The 13,349-nt window shown below is 70.2% G+C and carries 13 protein-coding genes; 1 reads left to right on the top strand and 12 read right to left on the bottom strand.

Annotation, left to right across the window (positions count from 1 at the left end):
* Window positions 1-34 precede the first annotated feature (34 nt).
* Both AC07SQ_RS00065 and AC07SQ_RS00060 read right to left on the bottom strand, forming a co-directional pair.
* The gene (locus AC07SQ_RS00065) at window positions 35-1,288 is read right to left on the bottom strand and encodes an efflux RND transporter periplasmic adaptor subunit (RefSeq protein WP_495271426.1); all 1,254 of its coding nucleotides are present in this window, start codon (window positions 1,286-1,288) and stop codon (window positions 35-37) included.
* A gap of 155 nt (window positions 1,289-1,443) precedes the next feature.
* Window positions 1,444-2,325, bottom strand: coding sequence for an alpha/beta hydrolase fold domain-containing protein (locus AC07SQ_RS00060; RefSeq protein WP_070060505.1), 882 nt, complete (start codon window positions 2,323-2,325; stop codon window positions 1,444-1,446).
* A 181-nt stretch (window positions 2,326-2,506) separates the two neighbouring features.
* Here AC07SQ_RS00060 and AC07SQ_RS00055 point away from each other — a divergent pair, with 181 nt between their 5' ends.
* Entirely contained in the window at window positions 2,507-3,421 is a 915-nt protein-coding gene (locus AC07SQ_RS00055) for a LysR family transcriptional regulator (RefSeq protein WP_495271427.1), read from the top strand.
* A 69-nt stretch (window positions 3,422-3,490) separates the two neighbouring features.
* On the opposite strand, the gene AC07SQ_RS00050 is transcribed toward AC07SQ_RS00055, so the two are convergent.
* Genes AC07SQ_RS00050 through cobO form a run of 10 tightly spaced genes read right to left on the bottom strand, consistent with a single transcriptional unit; the run spans window position 3,491 to window position 13,226 of the window.
* Entirely contained in the window at window positions 3,491-3,955 is a 465-nt protein-coding gene (locus AC07SQ_RS00050) for an OsmC family protein (protein WP_495271428.1), read from the bottom strand.
* A gap of 37 nt (window positions 3,956-3,992) precedes the next feature.
* A complete protein-coding gene (locus AC07SQ_RS00045; RefSeq protein ID WP_095947756.1) occupies window positions 3,993-4,721 on the bottom strand; it encodes an LrgB family protein in 729 nt (242 codons plus the stop codon).
* The gene (locus AC07SQ_RS00040; RefSeq protein ID WP_056581435.1) at window positions 4,718-5,071 is read right to left on the bottom strand and encodes a CidA/LrgA family protein; all 354 of its coding nucleotides are present in this window, start codon (window positions 5,069-5,071) and stop codon (window positions 4,718-4,720) included. The genes AC07SQ_RS00045 and AC07SQ_RS00040 overlap by 4 nt, the downstream gene beginning before the upstream one ends.
* A 54-nt stretch (window positions 5,072-5,125) precedes the next feature.
* Window positions 5,126-6,142, bottom strand: a complete 1,017-nt coding sequence (locus AC07SQ_RS00035; protein WP_495271429.1) for an aminotransferase class I/II-fold pyridoxal phosphate-dependent enzyme — start codon at window positions 6,140-6,142, stop codon at window positions 5,126-5,128.
* The gene (gene cbiB / locus AC07SQ_RS00030) at window positions 6,139-7,119 is read right to left on the bottom strand and encodes an adenosylcobinamide-phosphate synthase CbiB (protein WP_495271430.1); all 981 of its coding nucleotides are present in this window, start codon (window positions 7,117-7,119) and stop codon (window positions 6,139-6,141) included. Before cbiB ends, AC07SQ_RS00035 begins: the two co-directional genes overlap by 4 nt.
* Before the next feature lie 18 nt (window positions 7,120-7,137).
* Entirely contained in the window at window positions 7,138-11,133 is a 3,996-nt protein-coding gene (gene cobN, locus AC07SQ_RS00025; RefSeq protein WP_495271431.1) for a cobaltochelatase subunit CobN, read from the bottom strand.
* On the bottom strand, window positions 11,130-11,483 hold the full coding sequence (locus AC07SQ_RS00020) for a DUF2149 domain-containing protein (RefSeq protein ID WP_070060498.1): 354 nt from the start codon (window positions 11,481-11,483) through the stop codon (window positions 11,130-11,132). The genes cobN and AC07SQ_RS00020 overlap by 4 nt, the downstream gene beginning before the upstream one ends.
* Window positions 11,480-11,953 carry a MotA/TolQ/ExbB proton channel family protein gene (locus AC07SQ_RS00015; RefSeq protein WP_159271949.1) on the bottom strand — a complete coding sequence of 158 codons (474 nt, stop codon included), beginning with the start codon at window positions 11,951-11,953 and terminating at the stop codon, window positions 11,480-11,482. Before AC07SQ_RS00015 ends, AC07SQ_RS00020 begins: the two co-directional genes overlap by 4 nt.
* Complete coding sequence (bluB, locus tag AC07SQ_RS00010; RefSeq protein WP_095947759.1) at window positions 11,953-12,651, bottom strand: 5,6-dimethylbenzimidazole synthase; 699 nt, start codon at window positions 12,649-12,651, stop codon at window positions 11,953-11,955. Before bluB ends, AC07SQ_RS00015 begins: the two co-directional genes overlap by 1 nt.
* A gap of 5 nt (window positions 12,652-12,656) precedes the next feature.
* Window positions 12,657-13,226, bottom strand: a complete 570-nt coding sequence (cobO, locus tag AC07SQ_RS00005) for a cob(I)yrinic acid a,c-diamide adenosyltransferase (protein WP_095745107.1) — start codon at window positions 13,224-13,226, stop codon at window positions 12,657-12,659.
* Window positions 13,227-13,349: the final 123 nt, after the last annotated feature.

The raw sequence follows: 13,349 nt of genomic DNA, 5'->3' as shown, positions 1-13,349 counted from the left end.
TCTCCGGCGGGCGCCAGGGCGCCCTCCTCCGAAATCAGGACTTCGCGGCCTCGGCCACGCGTTCCGGTTGTTGTTGCTTCGTATCGAGCTTGGCGTCCATCGTCACGGTCTGCGGCACCACCAGCGCACCCGGGCGGATGTGCTGCAGGCCGTTCACCACCACGCGGTCGCCGGCCTTCAGGCCCTTGCTCACCACGCGCAGGCCGTTGATGGACGCACCCAGCGTCACTTCGCGGTACATGGCCTTGTTGTCATCGCCCACGACCATCACGAACTTCTTGTTCTGATCGGTGCCGATGGCGCGCTCGCTCACCAGCAGCGCGGTGTCGTTGCGGGCCTGGCCCATGCGGATGCGGGCGAACTGGCCGGGAATGAGCGCGCCGTCCTTGTTGTCGAACGAGGCGCGCACACGCACGGTGCCGCTGCGGGCGTCGACCTGGTTGTCGATCAGCTGCAGCTTGCCGGTGAAGGGCGTGCCCTCCAGGCCTGCGGTGCCCATCTGCACGGGGATCGTGTCGATCTGGCCGCGGGCGCCGGCGTTGGCCGGCAGGTCTTTCAGCGCACGGGTGATGACCTGCTCGTCGGCATCGAAGCTCGCGTAGATCGGGCTCACCGACACCAGCGTGGTCAGCACGGGTGCGCCGGGGCCGGCGGCCACCAGGTTGCCGACGGTCACTTCGAGCTTGCCGATGCGGCCCGACACCGGTGCGCGCACCTGGGTGTAGCCCAGGCTCAGGCGTGCGGTCTGCAGCGAGGCTTGCGCGGCGCGCAGGTTGGCTTCGGCTTCACGGCCGGCGTTCACGCGCTCGTCGAGTTCACGTTGCGCGATCGCCTGCTCGTCCCACAGGCGGCGGGCGCGTTCCTGCTCGCTGCGGCTGAAGGCCTGGCGGGCTTGTGCCGACGCGACCTGCGCTTCGGCACGCTCCACCTCGGCGGCGTATGGCGCCGGGTCGATGGTGATGAGCAGGTCGCCCTGCTTCACCAGCGCGCCTTCGCGGAAATGCACCGCCTGCACGGCGCCTGCCACGCGGGAGCGCACGTCGACGCGTTGCACGGCTTCGAGCCGGCCCGAGAACTCGTCCCAGGCGTTGATCTCGCTCGACGCCACGGTGGCGACCGACACCGGCGTGCCCTGTTGCGCGGCGACCGGGGCGGTGGCCTCGGCCTTGAAGCTGTACATGCCCACCACCGCGGCGGCCACGGCCAGCACCGCGGTGAGGCCGGTGACGGCGGGCCACAGCCCCTTACGGGTGATGGAAGACAGCGATTGTTCGTTCTTGTTCGACATGATGGTTCGTCCTTCTCGATGACTTTTTCGGGATGCAACAGGCCATCCCGGCGCCGGCGGCGTCAGGAGGCGGAATTCAGAGAACAAAAAGCCCTGCCACCCGCCTCGGTGGAGGCGGCGGCTTGGTTCAGGGGGCGGAGCGGACCCTCGCGGGCCTAGCTGGGCTCAGGGACCGCCGGGGGCGGTGTGGTGGCGCTGAAGAACTCGCGGAAGTGCTGCTGCACGCTGGCTTCGCAGGATGCGCATCCCACGGCCTCGGTGTCGTACAGCGCCTTGGGCCAGTTGTCGGCGCCGGTCAGCACGCTGCTCGTGACCTCGATGCCGGCCGAGCGCAGGCGGCCTGCGAAGGTCATGGCCTCGTCGCGCATCGCGTCGTCGGGCCCCACCAGCACCAGCGCCGGTGCCAGGGCGGCCAGCCGCAGCGATCCGCTGGGCACCGCATAGGGGTGCGTGGCGTTCGAGGGACAGCTCAAATACTTGGCCCAGCCCGTGGCCCAGCGGCATTCAGCCGCGTCGTTCGTGGCATTGCGCAGCGAGGCGGTGCCGGCGCACGGATCGAGCATCGGCGACAGCAGGATCTGGCCTGCCAGCGGCGGATGGGCGCGGTCGCGCGCCACCAGGGCCACGCTGGCCGCCAGGTTGCCGCCGGCCTCTTCGCCGGCCAGATACACCTGGGCGCCCTTGCCGCCGAGCTTCACGCGCTGCTTGTAGAGCCATTCGAGCGCCGCATAACCCACCTCGACCGGCTCCGGGAACGGGGCCGCCGGGGCCAGCGGGTAGTCCAGCGAAACCACCACCGCACCCGCGCCGGCCAGCAGCCGGGCCACGTTGCGGCCGTTGTCCAGGTTGCCGCAGATGAAGGTGCCGCCATGGAAGTGCAGCACCAGCGGCACGGTCTCGCCCCGTGGACGCTGACCGTAGACACGGGCAGCCACGGGCTCGCGGCCGGGCAGCTCGATCGACAGATCGGACTCCACGCCTTGCGCCGCGGCAAGCGCAGCAGCTTCAGCGGACCGGGACGATGGACGGGGTGACATGGGCGACCTCAGGGGGATGGGCGATGGTTGAAATATAAGGCGCTACAAGCGCGTTGAAACAGGAAACACAGCCCTACTCTGTTTCCAAACGGAGAACAATCGGGCATACCGTAGGGGCGCATTCCTTGTGTGAGAATCCGCCTCCTTCCGGCATACGCCGGTCTCCCTGAACAGGCATTCGATGGATCAAATCCAGGCAATGCGGATCTTTGTCCGCGTGGTGGAAGCCGGCACCTTCACCCGTGCCGCCGACTCTCTGGCCCTGCCCAAGGGCACCGTCACCAAACAGATTCAGGCGCTGGAAGCGCGCCTGCACGTGAAGCTGCTCAACCGCACGACGCGGCGCGTCACTGTCACGCCCGACGGCGCCGCCTACTTCGAGCGCGCCGCGCGGCTGCTGAACGACTTCGACGACATGGAAGCCAGCATGACGAACGCGCAGGCCAACCCCACGGGGCGGCTGCGCATCGACGTGGGCACCTCGGTGGCGCAGCAGATCATCCTGCCCAACCTGGCCAGCTTCTGCGACCGCTACCCCGACATCCAGGTCGACCTGGGCGTGAGCGACCGCACCGTCGACCTGATCAGCGACAACGTCGACTGCGTGATCCGCGCCGGCGAGCTCAGCGACCAGTCGCTGGTGGCCCGTCGCATCGGCACCCTGCACTTCGTCACTGTGGCCTCCCCGGCCTACATCAAGCGCTATGGTGCGCCGCAGCATCCCAACGACATCGAGAGGCGCCACCACGTCGTGAGCTACTTCTCGGGCACCACCCGGCGCGTGTACCCGCACGAGTTCAAGAAGGGCGACGAGTACATCGAGCTCAACGGCCCCTACCGCGTGTCGGTCAACGAGAGCAACGCCCACATGACGGCCGTGCTCGCGGGCTTCGGCCTGTCGCAGTGCATCACCTTCACCGCCGAGCCGCTGCTGGAAAGCGGCGAACTCGTCGAGGTGCTGGCCGACTGGCAGCGCGACCCGCTGCCGATCCACGTGGTGTACCCGCCGAACCGGCACCTGAGCGCGAAGGTGCGGGCGTTTGTGGACTGGGCGGCGGATCTGTTTGCGAAGAATCCGCGGTTGCAGCGGCGCTGAGGGGCGCCTTTCCCGGCCTCCCCTCAGGGCTGGATCAGCGCTACCAAGGCGTGCGGAGAGCGATTCTTGTCAGTCGACCGGCTCGCACCGCACCTCGGTCTTCACCGAATTCGCAATGAAGCACTCCTCATGCGCCCGATGGTGCATGTGCGCGATCTGCTCGGGCGTGGGCAGGTTCTCGCCCGAAAAACTCACCTGCGGGCGCAGCGTGACCACAGTCATCGCCATCTTCCCCTCGGCGTTCTTCTCCATCACCCCCGTGGCCGCATCGACATAGCGGTCGACCACGAACTTGCGCTTCACCGCCATGGTGAGGAACCACAGCATGTGGCAACTGGACAGCGAGGCCACGAACATCTCTTCCGGATCGACCGCCGACGCGTCGGAGAACGGCAGCGGCACCACGTGCGGCGACGAAGAGCCCGGCACCTGCGCCCCGCCGTCGAAACGCAGCACGTGGTGACGGCTGTAGGTGTTGGCCAGGAAGTCCTGGTCGCCCCGCTCCCAGACGATCTCGGCGGTGTACTCGGACATGGGTCGTGCTCCTCGATGGATGAATGAACGATGGATGTCAGACGGTCATCAGCTTCACGATCAGCGGCACCAGCAGCGCGGTCGCGATGCCGTTGAGCCCCATCGCCAGCGCAGAGAACGCGCCCGCGGTCTCGTTCACCTGGATGGCGCGCGCCGTGCCGATGCCGTGCGCCGCCATGCCGACGGCAAAGCCGCGCACCGCGGGTTCCTTGATGCGCAACAGGTTCAGCAAGCCCGTGGCCATGATCGCGCCCGAGATGCCGGCGATGGCCGCGGCCACGGCCGCCAGCGACGGCAGGCCGCCGATCTTCTCGGCCACGCCCATCGCGATCGGCATGGTGGCCGACTTGGGCGCGAGCGACATCAGGAGCTCGCGCGAACCGCCGAGCACCCAGCCGATGCCGATGGCCGACACGATGGCGGCCACCGAGCCCACCAGCAGCGCCACGCCGATCGGCAGCCACAGGCGCCTCAGCCGGCCGACCTGGCTGTACAGCGGCACGGCCAGTGCCACGGTGGCCGGGCCGATCAGGAAGTGGACGAACTTGGCGCCCTCGAAGTACGTGTCGTACGGCGTGCGCGTGAGCAGCAGCACGCCCACGATGACGATCACCGACACCAGCACCGGGTTGACCATCGGGTTGCGCCCGCTGCGCGCATGCAGCCACAGCGCGCCCAGGTAGGCCAGCAGCGTGAGCGACAGCCACAGCAGCGGCGACTGGGCCAGGAAGACCCAGATCTCAGAGAGCTTGGCGGGCGCGTTCATTCCGCGTCCTTGCCGGTGATGCGGATCATCCAGCGCAGCGTGAGCGCGGTCACCGCCATGGTGAAGGCGCCGCCCACGACGCCGGCCGCGAGGAACGGCAGCCACTCGCGTCCCACGCGCTCGAAATGCAGCATGACGCCGGTCACCGCCGGAATGAACAGCAGCATCAGGTTGCGCAGCAGGTGGCCCGAGGTGTCGGTCAACTCCTGCGGCACGCCGCCGCGCACCAGCAGGCCGACGAACAGCAGCAGCATGCCGATCAGCGGACCGGGAATCGGCAGCGACAGCCACTGCACGAGCAGTTCGCCCGCAAGCTGGCACAGGAAGAGCGTGGTGATGGCGTAGAGCATGGGCCTGTTCGTTTTCCTTTTCTTGAGACGGCCCTATTGTGGTGCGAGGTGCGTTCAGCCGCTGTGTCGTGCGGCGCTGGCCCTCGCCCACGCGGCCTTCAAGGCCTGCTGGCTGGCCGGCGGCAACACGCCCAGGCGCAGGTGCCCCGGCAGGCCGAAGGAGGCGCAGTCGCGCAGCTTGATGCCCTCGGCGCGCAGCGCGGCGGCACGGGGCGGATATGGCACATCGGGCTGCGCACCGAAGAAGTTGGCGTCGCCGGGCAGCACCTGCCAGCCCAGCGATTCGCACACGGCGCGCTGCCGCGCCTTCCAGTCGCGCAGGATGTCGAGGCTGCGCGCGAGCCAGCCTTGCGCTTCGTCGCTGGTCCAGGTCGTGAGCAGCGCCACGCCGTGCGTGCCCAGCGGCCACGACGGGGCAAGACGTTCGAGTCGTTCCAGCAGCGGACCAGCAACGTCGCTGTTCGCGGGCGCGATGGCGTAGGCGGCACGGATGCCCGTGAGGCCCATGGCCTTGTTCGGTGTCCACAGCTGCCAGAGGCGGTCGCGCTGCGCGGCATCGTGCGAGGGCTGGCCTTCGAGGCGCAGCGGCTCGTAGGCCATGTCGAGCACGCAGACGGCATCGCTGGCGGCATGCTGCGCGATGTCGGGCTGCGGCTGGCCAAAGGGGCTCGACGGTTCGCAGCACCAGCGCAGCGCGGCGCCCTCGGCCTCCTCGGGTGCGCGCCGCATGCCGAGGCCCCAGGCCAAGGCCGAACGTTCGTAGTCGCCGTAGCTGTGCGCGGGCAGCCAGACTTCTCCGCCACCGCCTTGTGCCACGACCGCGCTGATGCGGTGGATGAATTCGCTCGCGCTCGCGGCGATCGCGATGCGCTCCACGGCCACGCCGTGGAAATCGGCAAGCGCGGAACGCAGCGCGGTGTAGCGCGGATCGGGATAGTGCGCCGCGTCGACTTCGCGCAGCGCAGCCAGCACCGCGGGACACGAGCCGACCGCGTTGCCATTGGTCGAGAAATCGTGCGGCGCGGCACCGGTCTCGTCCGGGCCACCGTGCACCATGGATTGATTCGTCATGCCCACCTCGCCAGCAACGGCGACAGCATCGCGAGCGAAGCGATCACCGCCAGCCCCCACGCCGCCCGCTCGCCGAGTTGCGCGGTGCGCGCGGTGTCGGCCGATGTGGCGGCGCGCCCTTCCCCGTTCAGCGCATACACCCCCGGCTTCGCAAGCCGCACACCCAGCAGCAGCGCCATCGCCCCCATCGGCCAGCCGCTGTTGGGCGACGGCGTGCGGCGCGCCTCGCGGGCCACGCCGCGCGGCCAGCGGCCGGCCGCGAGGGCCAGCAGCAGCACGGTGAGGCGTGCGGGCAGCCACGAGAGCACGTCGTCGGCGCGCGCCGCCCACTTGCCGAACCAGGTCCAGTCGCGGCCACCGCGTTCGCCGCGGTAGCCCCACATGGCATCGGCGGTGTTGGCGAAGCGGTAGAGCGCCGCGCCCGGCAGGCCGAACAGCACGAACCAGAACACGGGCGCCACCAGCGAGTCGTTGAGGTTCTCGGCCAGCGACTCGATGGCGCTCTCGCGCACCTCGCGCTCGCTCAGCACCGAGACATCGCGGCTCACGAGGCGCGCGAGCCGGGCGCGGCCTGCGTCGAGCGATTCGCCCAGCGCGGCTTCGACCGCCTGCACCTCGTCGCGCAGCATGCGCCACGCGAAGAGCGGCTTGAACGCGAGCCCGAGCACCACGGCCATGCCCCAGACCGGCAGCCATTGCATCGCCAGGCTCTGCACCGCCGACGCGACGGCGAACGCCGCCATCGCGCCCACGCACCAGCCGAGCGCGCCCATCGCGAAGCCCGGCAGGTCGCGCGGCCTGGCGTCGGCGGCGCGCGGCGCGAGGCGGCTGCCGATCCAGTCCAGGTAGCGGCCCATCCACACGACCGGATGCAGTGCGGCGGGCGGCTCGCCCAGCCAGCGGTCGACGGCCAGTGCCAGCCACAAGGCGGCGACCAGCGCGAGGGCGAAGACGGTGAAGGGATCGAGCGCGGGCATGGCAGGCATTCTCGTGAATCAGGCGGCGGGCACGGCCCGGCCGCGCCGCCATTGCACCAGCGCGCCGACAGCCAGCAGCAAGGCAGCGCCGAATGCGGCGAGCAGGCGCGGCAGCACGGCGGACGGCGGCGGGGGCGATGGGGTGTCGGCGACGGGCTTCAGCTGCAGGCCGGCCACCGGTTGCGCGAGGTCCGCTGCGGCGGGCGATTCGGGTGCGGGCTGGGTCGCTTCGACGGGGGCGATTGGCGGTGTGATGAGGACCGGCGCTGGGGCAGTGACAGGCGACGGCGCCAACGCAGCCTGCGCAAACCGCTGCACCGCCTCGTTGCGCTCCCGCAACCCCGTGACGCGCAGCGCTTCCGTGTAGGCCTGCGCCAGTTCGCGCCGCGTCGCGGCATCGGGCTTCCAGTAGTTCAGCCGCACGGCATCGAGCATGCGCTCCAGCGTCTGCGCGAAGGCGGCGCGGTTCTCGCGCTCCAGCCACTGCCGCGTGCCGAGCTTGTAGGTGTCGCGCACATAGACCTCGTGCAGCGACTGCCAATGGTCCGCGCGCACGGCCGCGGGCGCGGTCGCCTGCCAGCCCCAGAGAAACTGCGCGGTCTTGAGCACCTGCAGCGCGCCGCTGTAGCCCTCGGCCTTCTGCGCCTCGATCCACTGCGGGTGCAGGTAGCGCGTCTGCATCTCGCGTGCGATGGCGCCGGCCGCGGTGTCGGTGCGCACGGCCGCGCCGTCGCGCAGGTTCTGCACGTACAGCGCCGGGTCCTTGCCCGTGAGATGGCGCACGGCCAGCGCGATGCCGCCCAGGTATTGGAACGGGTCGTCGTTGGTCAGCACGCCATACAGGTTGGAGGTGCGCGCCATCAGCGCCGCATCGACCTGCGCGAGGTTGCCCGCGAAGGCGCCCGGGCGCGTGGCGCCGTCGAGGCCGCGCCCGTAGGCGTGGCCCATGCGGTCCATGTAGAGCCCGGCCATCTGCGCGTCGCCGCCGCCGCGCTGCTGGCCCTTCCAGAGTTCGGTGGCGAGCACCGCTTCCTCGAGCCCGGCGCCGTAGCTGCCCTGCTCGTTCGAAAACACGCGCGCGGTCGACCAGCGCCGCGCCTCGGCCGCCGTCGCGCCCCCGGCGCGCAGCTGGCGCGCCATCGCCTCGCTGTGCTGCGCGACGGCGTTGCCGGGCTCGTCGAGCGCGGCCACCTGCTGCACGGCCTCGTCGAGCCAGCGCATCACGTGCGGGAACTGGTCGCGGTACGAGCCGGTGACGCTGATCAGCACGTCCATGCGCGGTCGTTTCAGCACCGCGGCCGGCACGACCTCGATGCCGACCATGCGCCCGGCCTCGTCCCAGCGCGGCTTCACGCCGAGTGCGTGAAAGGCCTGGCTCTCGGTCACGCCCTGGTGGCGCGAGGCCTCGCCAGCCCAGAGCGTGAAGGCGATCTTCTGCGGCGCACGGCCGCCGTGGGTGCGGGCGTGCGCGGCGATCCAGTCGTCCATCGCGGCGACGCCGGTGTCCCAGGCGGCGCGCGTGGGCACGCGGCTGGGGTCGAAGCCGTAGAGGTTGCGCCCGGTCGGCAGGCTGTCGGGGTCGCGCACCGGGTCGCCACCGTAGCGCGATTTCAGGTAGCGGCCGTCGAGCGCGGTGAGCAGGCCTTCGATTTCCTCGTTGTGAGCCAGCACTGCGTCGAGTGCGCGGGCCCGCGCGGCCAGGGGGCGCAAAGGCTCAGCGTCGGCGGTGTCGTTGCCCGCCAGCACGGCTTCCAGCCAACGCGCCGGCTTCGACGCTGCGATGCCCTGCGCGTCGGTGAGGAACATCTCGTCCAGGTCTTCGCCCATCGCCTGCGCCACGGGCTTGCCGAGGATCTGCAGGATCGTCTGGCGCCGCCGCTGCGCATCGGGCGCCTCGCCGAAGGTGGCCAGGCCCAGCGGCTGCGCGGTCTGCGCCAGCTCGTCGAGGTACGGATGCAGCACGGCGATGAAGCCGGCGAAATCGGCGCGGATGCGCGCGGGCGTCCATTGCAGGTCGCGGTCGTAGTGCTGCGCGACGAAGTCGGTGGTGAGGCGCCGCTCCAGCGCGGTCTTCACCGCGCCGGGCGACAGCGTTTCCCAGTCGTGCAGGCGCTCGTGCATGTCCCGCACGCCGGGGCGAAAGCCCGCGGGCGCGAACATGGGTGTCGAATGGCTCACCATGGTCGCGCGACCGCGGCGCTTGGCGGTGGTCGCCTCGCCGAGGTTGTCCATGATGTATGGGTAGACGTTGGGCACGTCGCCCAGCGCGAGCAGCGGATCGTCCTGCACCGAGAGCCCGCGTTCCTTGCCCGCCGACCATTCGACCGTGCCGTGCGTGCCCACGTGCACCAACGCGTCGGCATCGAAGCGGCTGCGCAGCCAGAGGTAGGTGGCGAGGTAGCCGTGGCTCAGCGGCACGGCCGCGCGGTGGTACACCTGCTGCGCCTTGTCGGCCACCTGCGTGCCGGGCTCGAAGCGCGGCGGCTGGCGCAGCACGACCACCTGGCCGAACTGCACGCGCGGCACCACGAAGGCCGGTGCGCCGGCCACGGGCCGCAGCATCGTCGAGGCCTCGGGCGGGCCCCAGTAGGCTTCGATGCGGCGTTGCGTGTCGGAAGGCAGCGCGCGGAACCAGGCGAGGTACTGCGACAGCGGCAGCGTGTCGGCCAGGCCCTGGTCGAGCAGCGGCTGCAACGCATCACCGCCCTGCGCGGTCGGGTAGTAGGCCTTCATCGTGGCCTGCACCTGCGCAATGACGGCGTCCGCGCCCGGCGCCTCGGTGCGGTAGCCGGCCGCCTGCATCGCGGACAGCATCCGGTCGACGCTGCGCGGCACGTTGAGGAACGACGCGCCGAAGTTCGCCTCACCCGGCGGGTAGTTGTAGACCAGCATCGCCACGCGGCGCTCGGCGGCGGGCGTGCGCCGCAGGCGCAGCAGCGCGGCGGCCTTGTCGGCCACGGCGTCGATCTGCGCAGGCAGCGGCTGCAGGCTGCCGGTGGCGGCGTCGCGAGCGGTGACCAGCATCGGGTCGGTCATGCCCGCGAGTTCGCTCGGGCTGTAGTAGGCCGCGATGTCGGTCTGCGCGAGGCCGTCCTTGCTGCGCGCCCATTGCGCCGCGTCCATGGCCAGCGAGGGCAGCGTCTGCAGCACGGGCACGCCGATGCGTTCGAGTTCGGCCTTGCGCTCGTTCGGACTGAACACCAGCGCGGCGTTGACGATGAGGTCGGCCACGCGGCGCTCGCGCTCGCCTTCGCCGCCGTGCGTCATGCGAAAGAACAGGTCCTTCTGCTGGCGCGGGCCGTAGAAGGCATAGGCGCGCAGGCCGCGCTGCGCGAGCGTGCCGATCAGGCGGTCGAGCCAGTCGGTGTCGTCGCCGGTGAGCGTGGCGCTGTTGACGGCGATGGCGACGGTGCCTCGCCCGCCCGGCAATGCCTCGACGGCCGCAATGCTGCTTTCGACGCGCGGCCAGTCGGGGTGATAGAAGCCCGCGAGCGGCAACGGCACGGGGTCGGGCAGCCCGGCGGCATCGCCGACGCGTGCCATCGCCTGCACCGAGGCCTTCAGGTTCGCTTCGCCCGGAAAACGCCAGTAGGCGCGCAAGCGCTGCGCCCAGGCCGCATCGACGCCGCGCTCGGCCGCGAGCGGTGGCACCTCGGGCGGCTTCTGGCCCTTCGCCACGAGGGCGAATTCACCGATCTGCACATAGGGAACGGAGGTTCGCGCAATGACATCGCCGAAGCGCGCCGCCGCCGACTGGGCGACGCTGAGGTGCGGCGCATCGATGACCAGCAGGCGCGCGCCATCGAGCGCGGTAGCCAACGCCTCGGGCGTGTCCTGCGCAGCCGACACCACCTGCAGCGGTACGCCGGCCTCGCGCGCCGCCGCTTGCAGCCGCACCACGCGCGCAGGCGACACCAGCGCCGTGCTCAACACCACCACGCGCGACCCGGCCGCCATCGCAGGCTGTGCCATCAGGCACAGCAGCCCAAGCCAGAAGACGAAAAGCCGCGTCACTTCCCGCCCGGCGCCGGCACCGCGTCCGCCGGCACGTAGATCATCGTGCCGTCCTTCAGGCGCCAGGCGGTGCCGGCCTTTTCGCCGTCGCCCTGCCCCGTCGCACCGCTGGCCTTGAAGCGCGTGACCTTCCGGCCTTCGCGCGTGATGATCTCCATGTCGGGCTGGCCCTCGTGGCGGATGACCGTCACCTTGTCCTGCGAGAACGGGTTCACCGGGTTGTTGATGACCGCGATCATCAGCATGCCGATGACAACCATGAAGACGTCGATCAGGTTGATGGTCGAGAGCACCGGGTCGTCGTCGTCGCTGTCCAGGCTGCTCAGGATCGAGAACTGGCGCCGGCTCATGACAGCCGGTCCCGCGCATCGAGCAGCATCACCAACTCGCGCATGAGCCAGCGGCGGCGCACGGTGTAGACCACGAAGGTGATCGAGGCCGAAGCCAGCGCCACGATCACGGCCGCGAACGCGGGCGCCAAGCTCTGCGCCACGCCCTGCGATTCGCCCGAGGCCACGGCCACGAGCGCCGGGCCCATGGGGATCATGGTGGCGATCAGCCCCAGCATCGGCGCCACGCGGCTGCACAGGCGCACGCCTTCGAGCTGCTTGAGCACGACCAATTCCATCTGCTCCTGGCTGGCTTGCGCGTGAGGCTGCAGCACCAGCGCACGCGACGGGTCGCGGCGGCGCTGCCACCACTCGATGCCGAAGGCGCCAAGGCAGTACACCGCGTAGACGAAAGACAGCAGCACGCCGAGCGTCACGGGCCAGAGGAACAGGCGCGCGAGCTCGAAGAGAACGGTGTCGAAGGCCAGCATCAGGTGGGCTCCACGCAAGAAGATGAAGTGGAAGAAGGATCGAACAGGTCCGACGGACGGCCCCAGCTTTCGTCGAACACCAGCGAGGCCAGCGGCGCGCGCCGGGCCCAGCGCTCACGCTGCAGCATCGGCTCTTCGTAGAACGCATGCACCGGGCCCAGGCACAGCAAGGCGATCGGCTCGGCGCCTTCGGGCAGGCCGAGCAGCACGCCCAGCTCGGCGGGCTCGAACAGCGACACCCAGCCCATGCCCAGCCCTTCGGCGCGCGCCGCGAGCCAGAGGTTCTGGATCGCGCACGAGGCCGAGGCCAGGTCCATCTGCGGCAGGGTGCGGCGGCCGAACACATGCTGTTCGCGGCCGTCGGCCAGCGTCACCACCAGCAGCTCGGCCGCGTCGAGCACGCCCTGCACCTTGAGGCGCATGAACTCGTCTTCGCGCTGGCCGAGTGCGCGGGCGGTGAGCACGCGTTCGCGCTCGACCACCTCGTGCAACTGCCGACGCAGTCCTTCGCCGCGCACGCGGATGAAGCGCCACGGCTGCATGAAGCCGACGCTGGGCGCGTGGTGCGCGGCGTCGAGCAGGCGGCGCAGCACCTCGGGCGCCACCTCGCCGCCCGCGAAATGGCGCATGTCGCGCCGCTCGTGGATGGCGCGGTACACCGCCTTCGCCTCGTCGGCCGCGAACGCATGCGCCGTCATCGGGGTCAGTCTTCGATGCCGCGCTGCGCCGGGATGCCGGCCTTGAACGCGTGCTTGACCATCTGCATCTCGGTGACGGTGTCGGCCAGCTCGATGATCTCGGGCGGGCAGCGGCGGCCGGTGAGCACGACGTGCACGTGCTTCGGGCGCGCGCGCAGGGTTTCGAGCACGCCTTCGAGCGGCAGCCAGCCGTAGATCAGCGGGTAGGTGATCTCGTCGAGCACCACGAGGAAGAAGTCGCCCGACAGGATCGCGGCCTTGGCTTTCTCCCAACCGTCGCGCGCGAGTTGGCCCGAGCGTTCGAGATCCTGGCTCTTCCAGCTGAAGCCGTCGCCCAGGCCTTCGATGGGAATGCCGATCTGCTCGAACATGCGGTGCTCGCCGAAGCGCGCCGAAGGCACCTTCATGAACTGGTAGATCTTCACGGCCTTGCCGCGACCGTGTGCGCGCAGCGCGAGGCCGAACGCCGCCGTGCTCTTGCCCTTGCCGTCGCCGGTGTTGACGATGACGATGCCGCGGCGTTCGCCTTCGGGCTTTTCGTAGGGCTTTTCGCTGGGAGGGGTTTCTATTTGCATGAAGTTTTCCAATCTCTTGTGTTCTTGACGCTGTCGTTCAGGGCGTGTGCACAGGCCACCGGGTACTTCCCTCCGCGAATGTCCCCCGGGCTTCGCCCTCCTCCTTGATTTCGCTGCGGGAAG

The sequence above is a fragment of the Variovorax sp. GW821-FHT06D12 genome, assembly GCF_059419205.1.
Note: the sequence above shows the minus strand (reverse complement) of the source record. Positions and strands in the feature narration are given on the sequence as shown.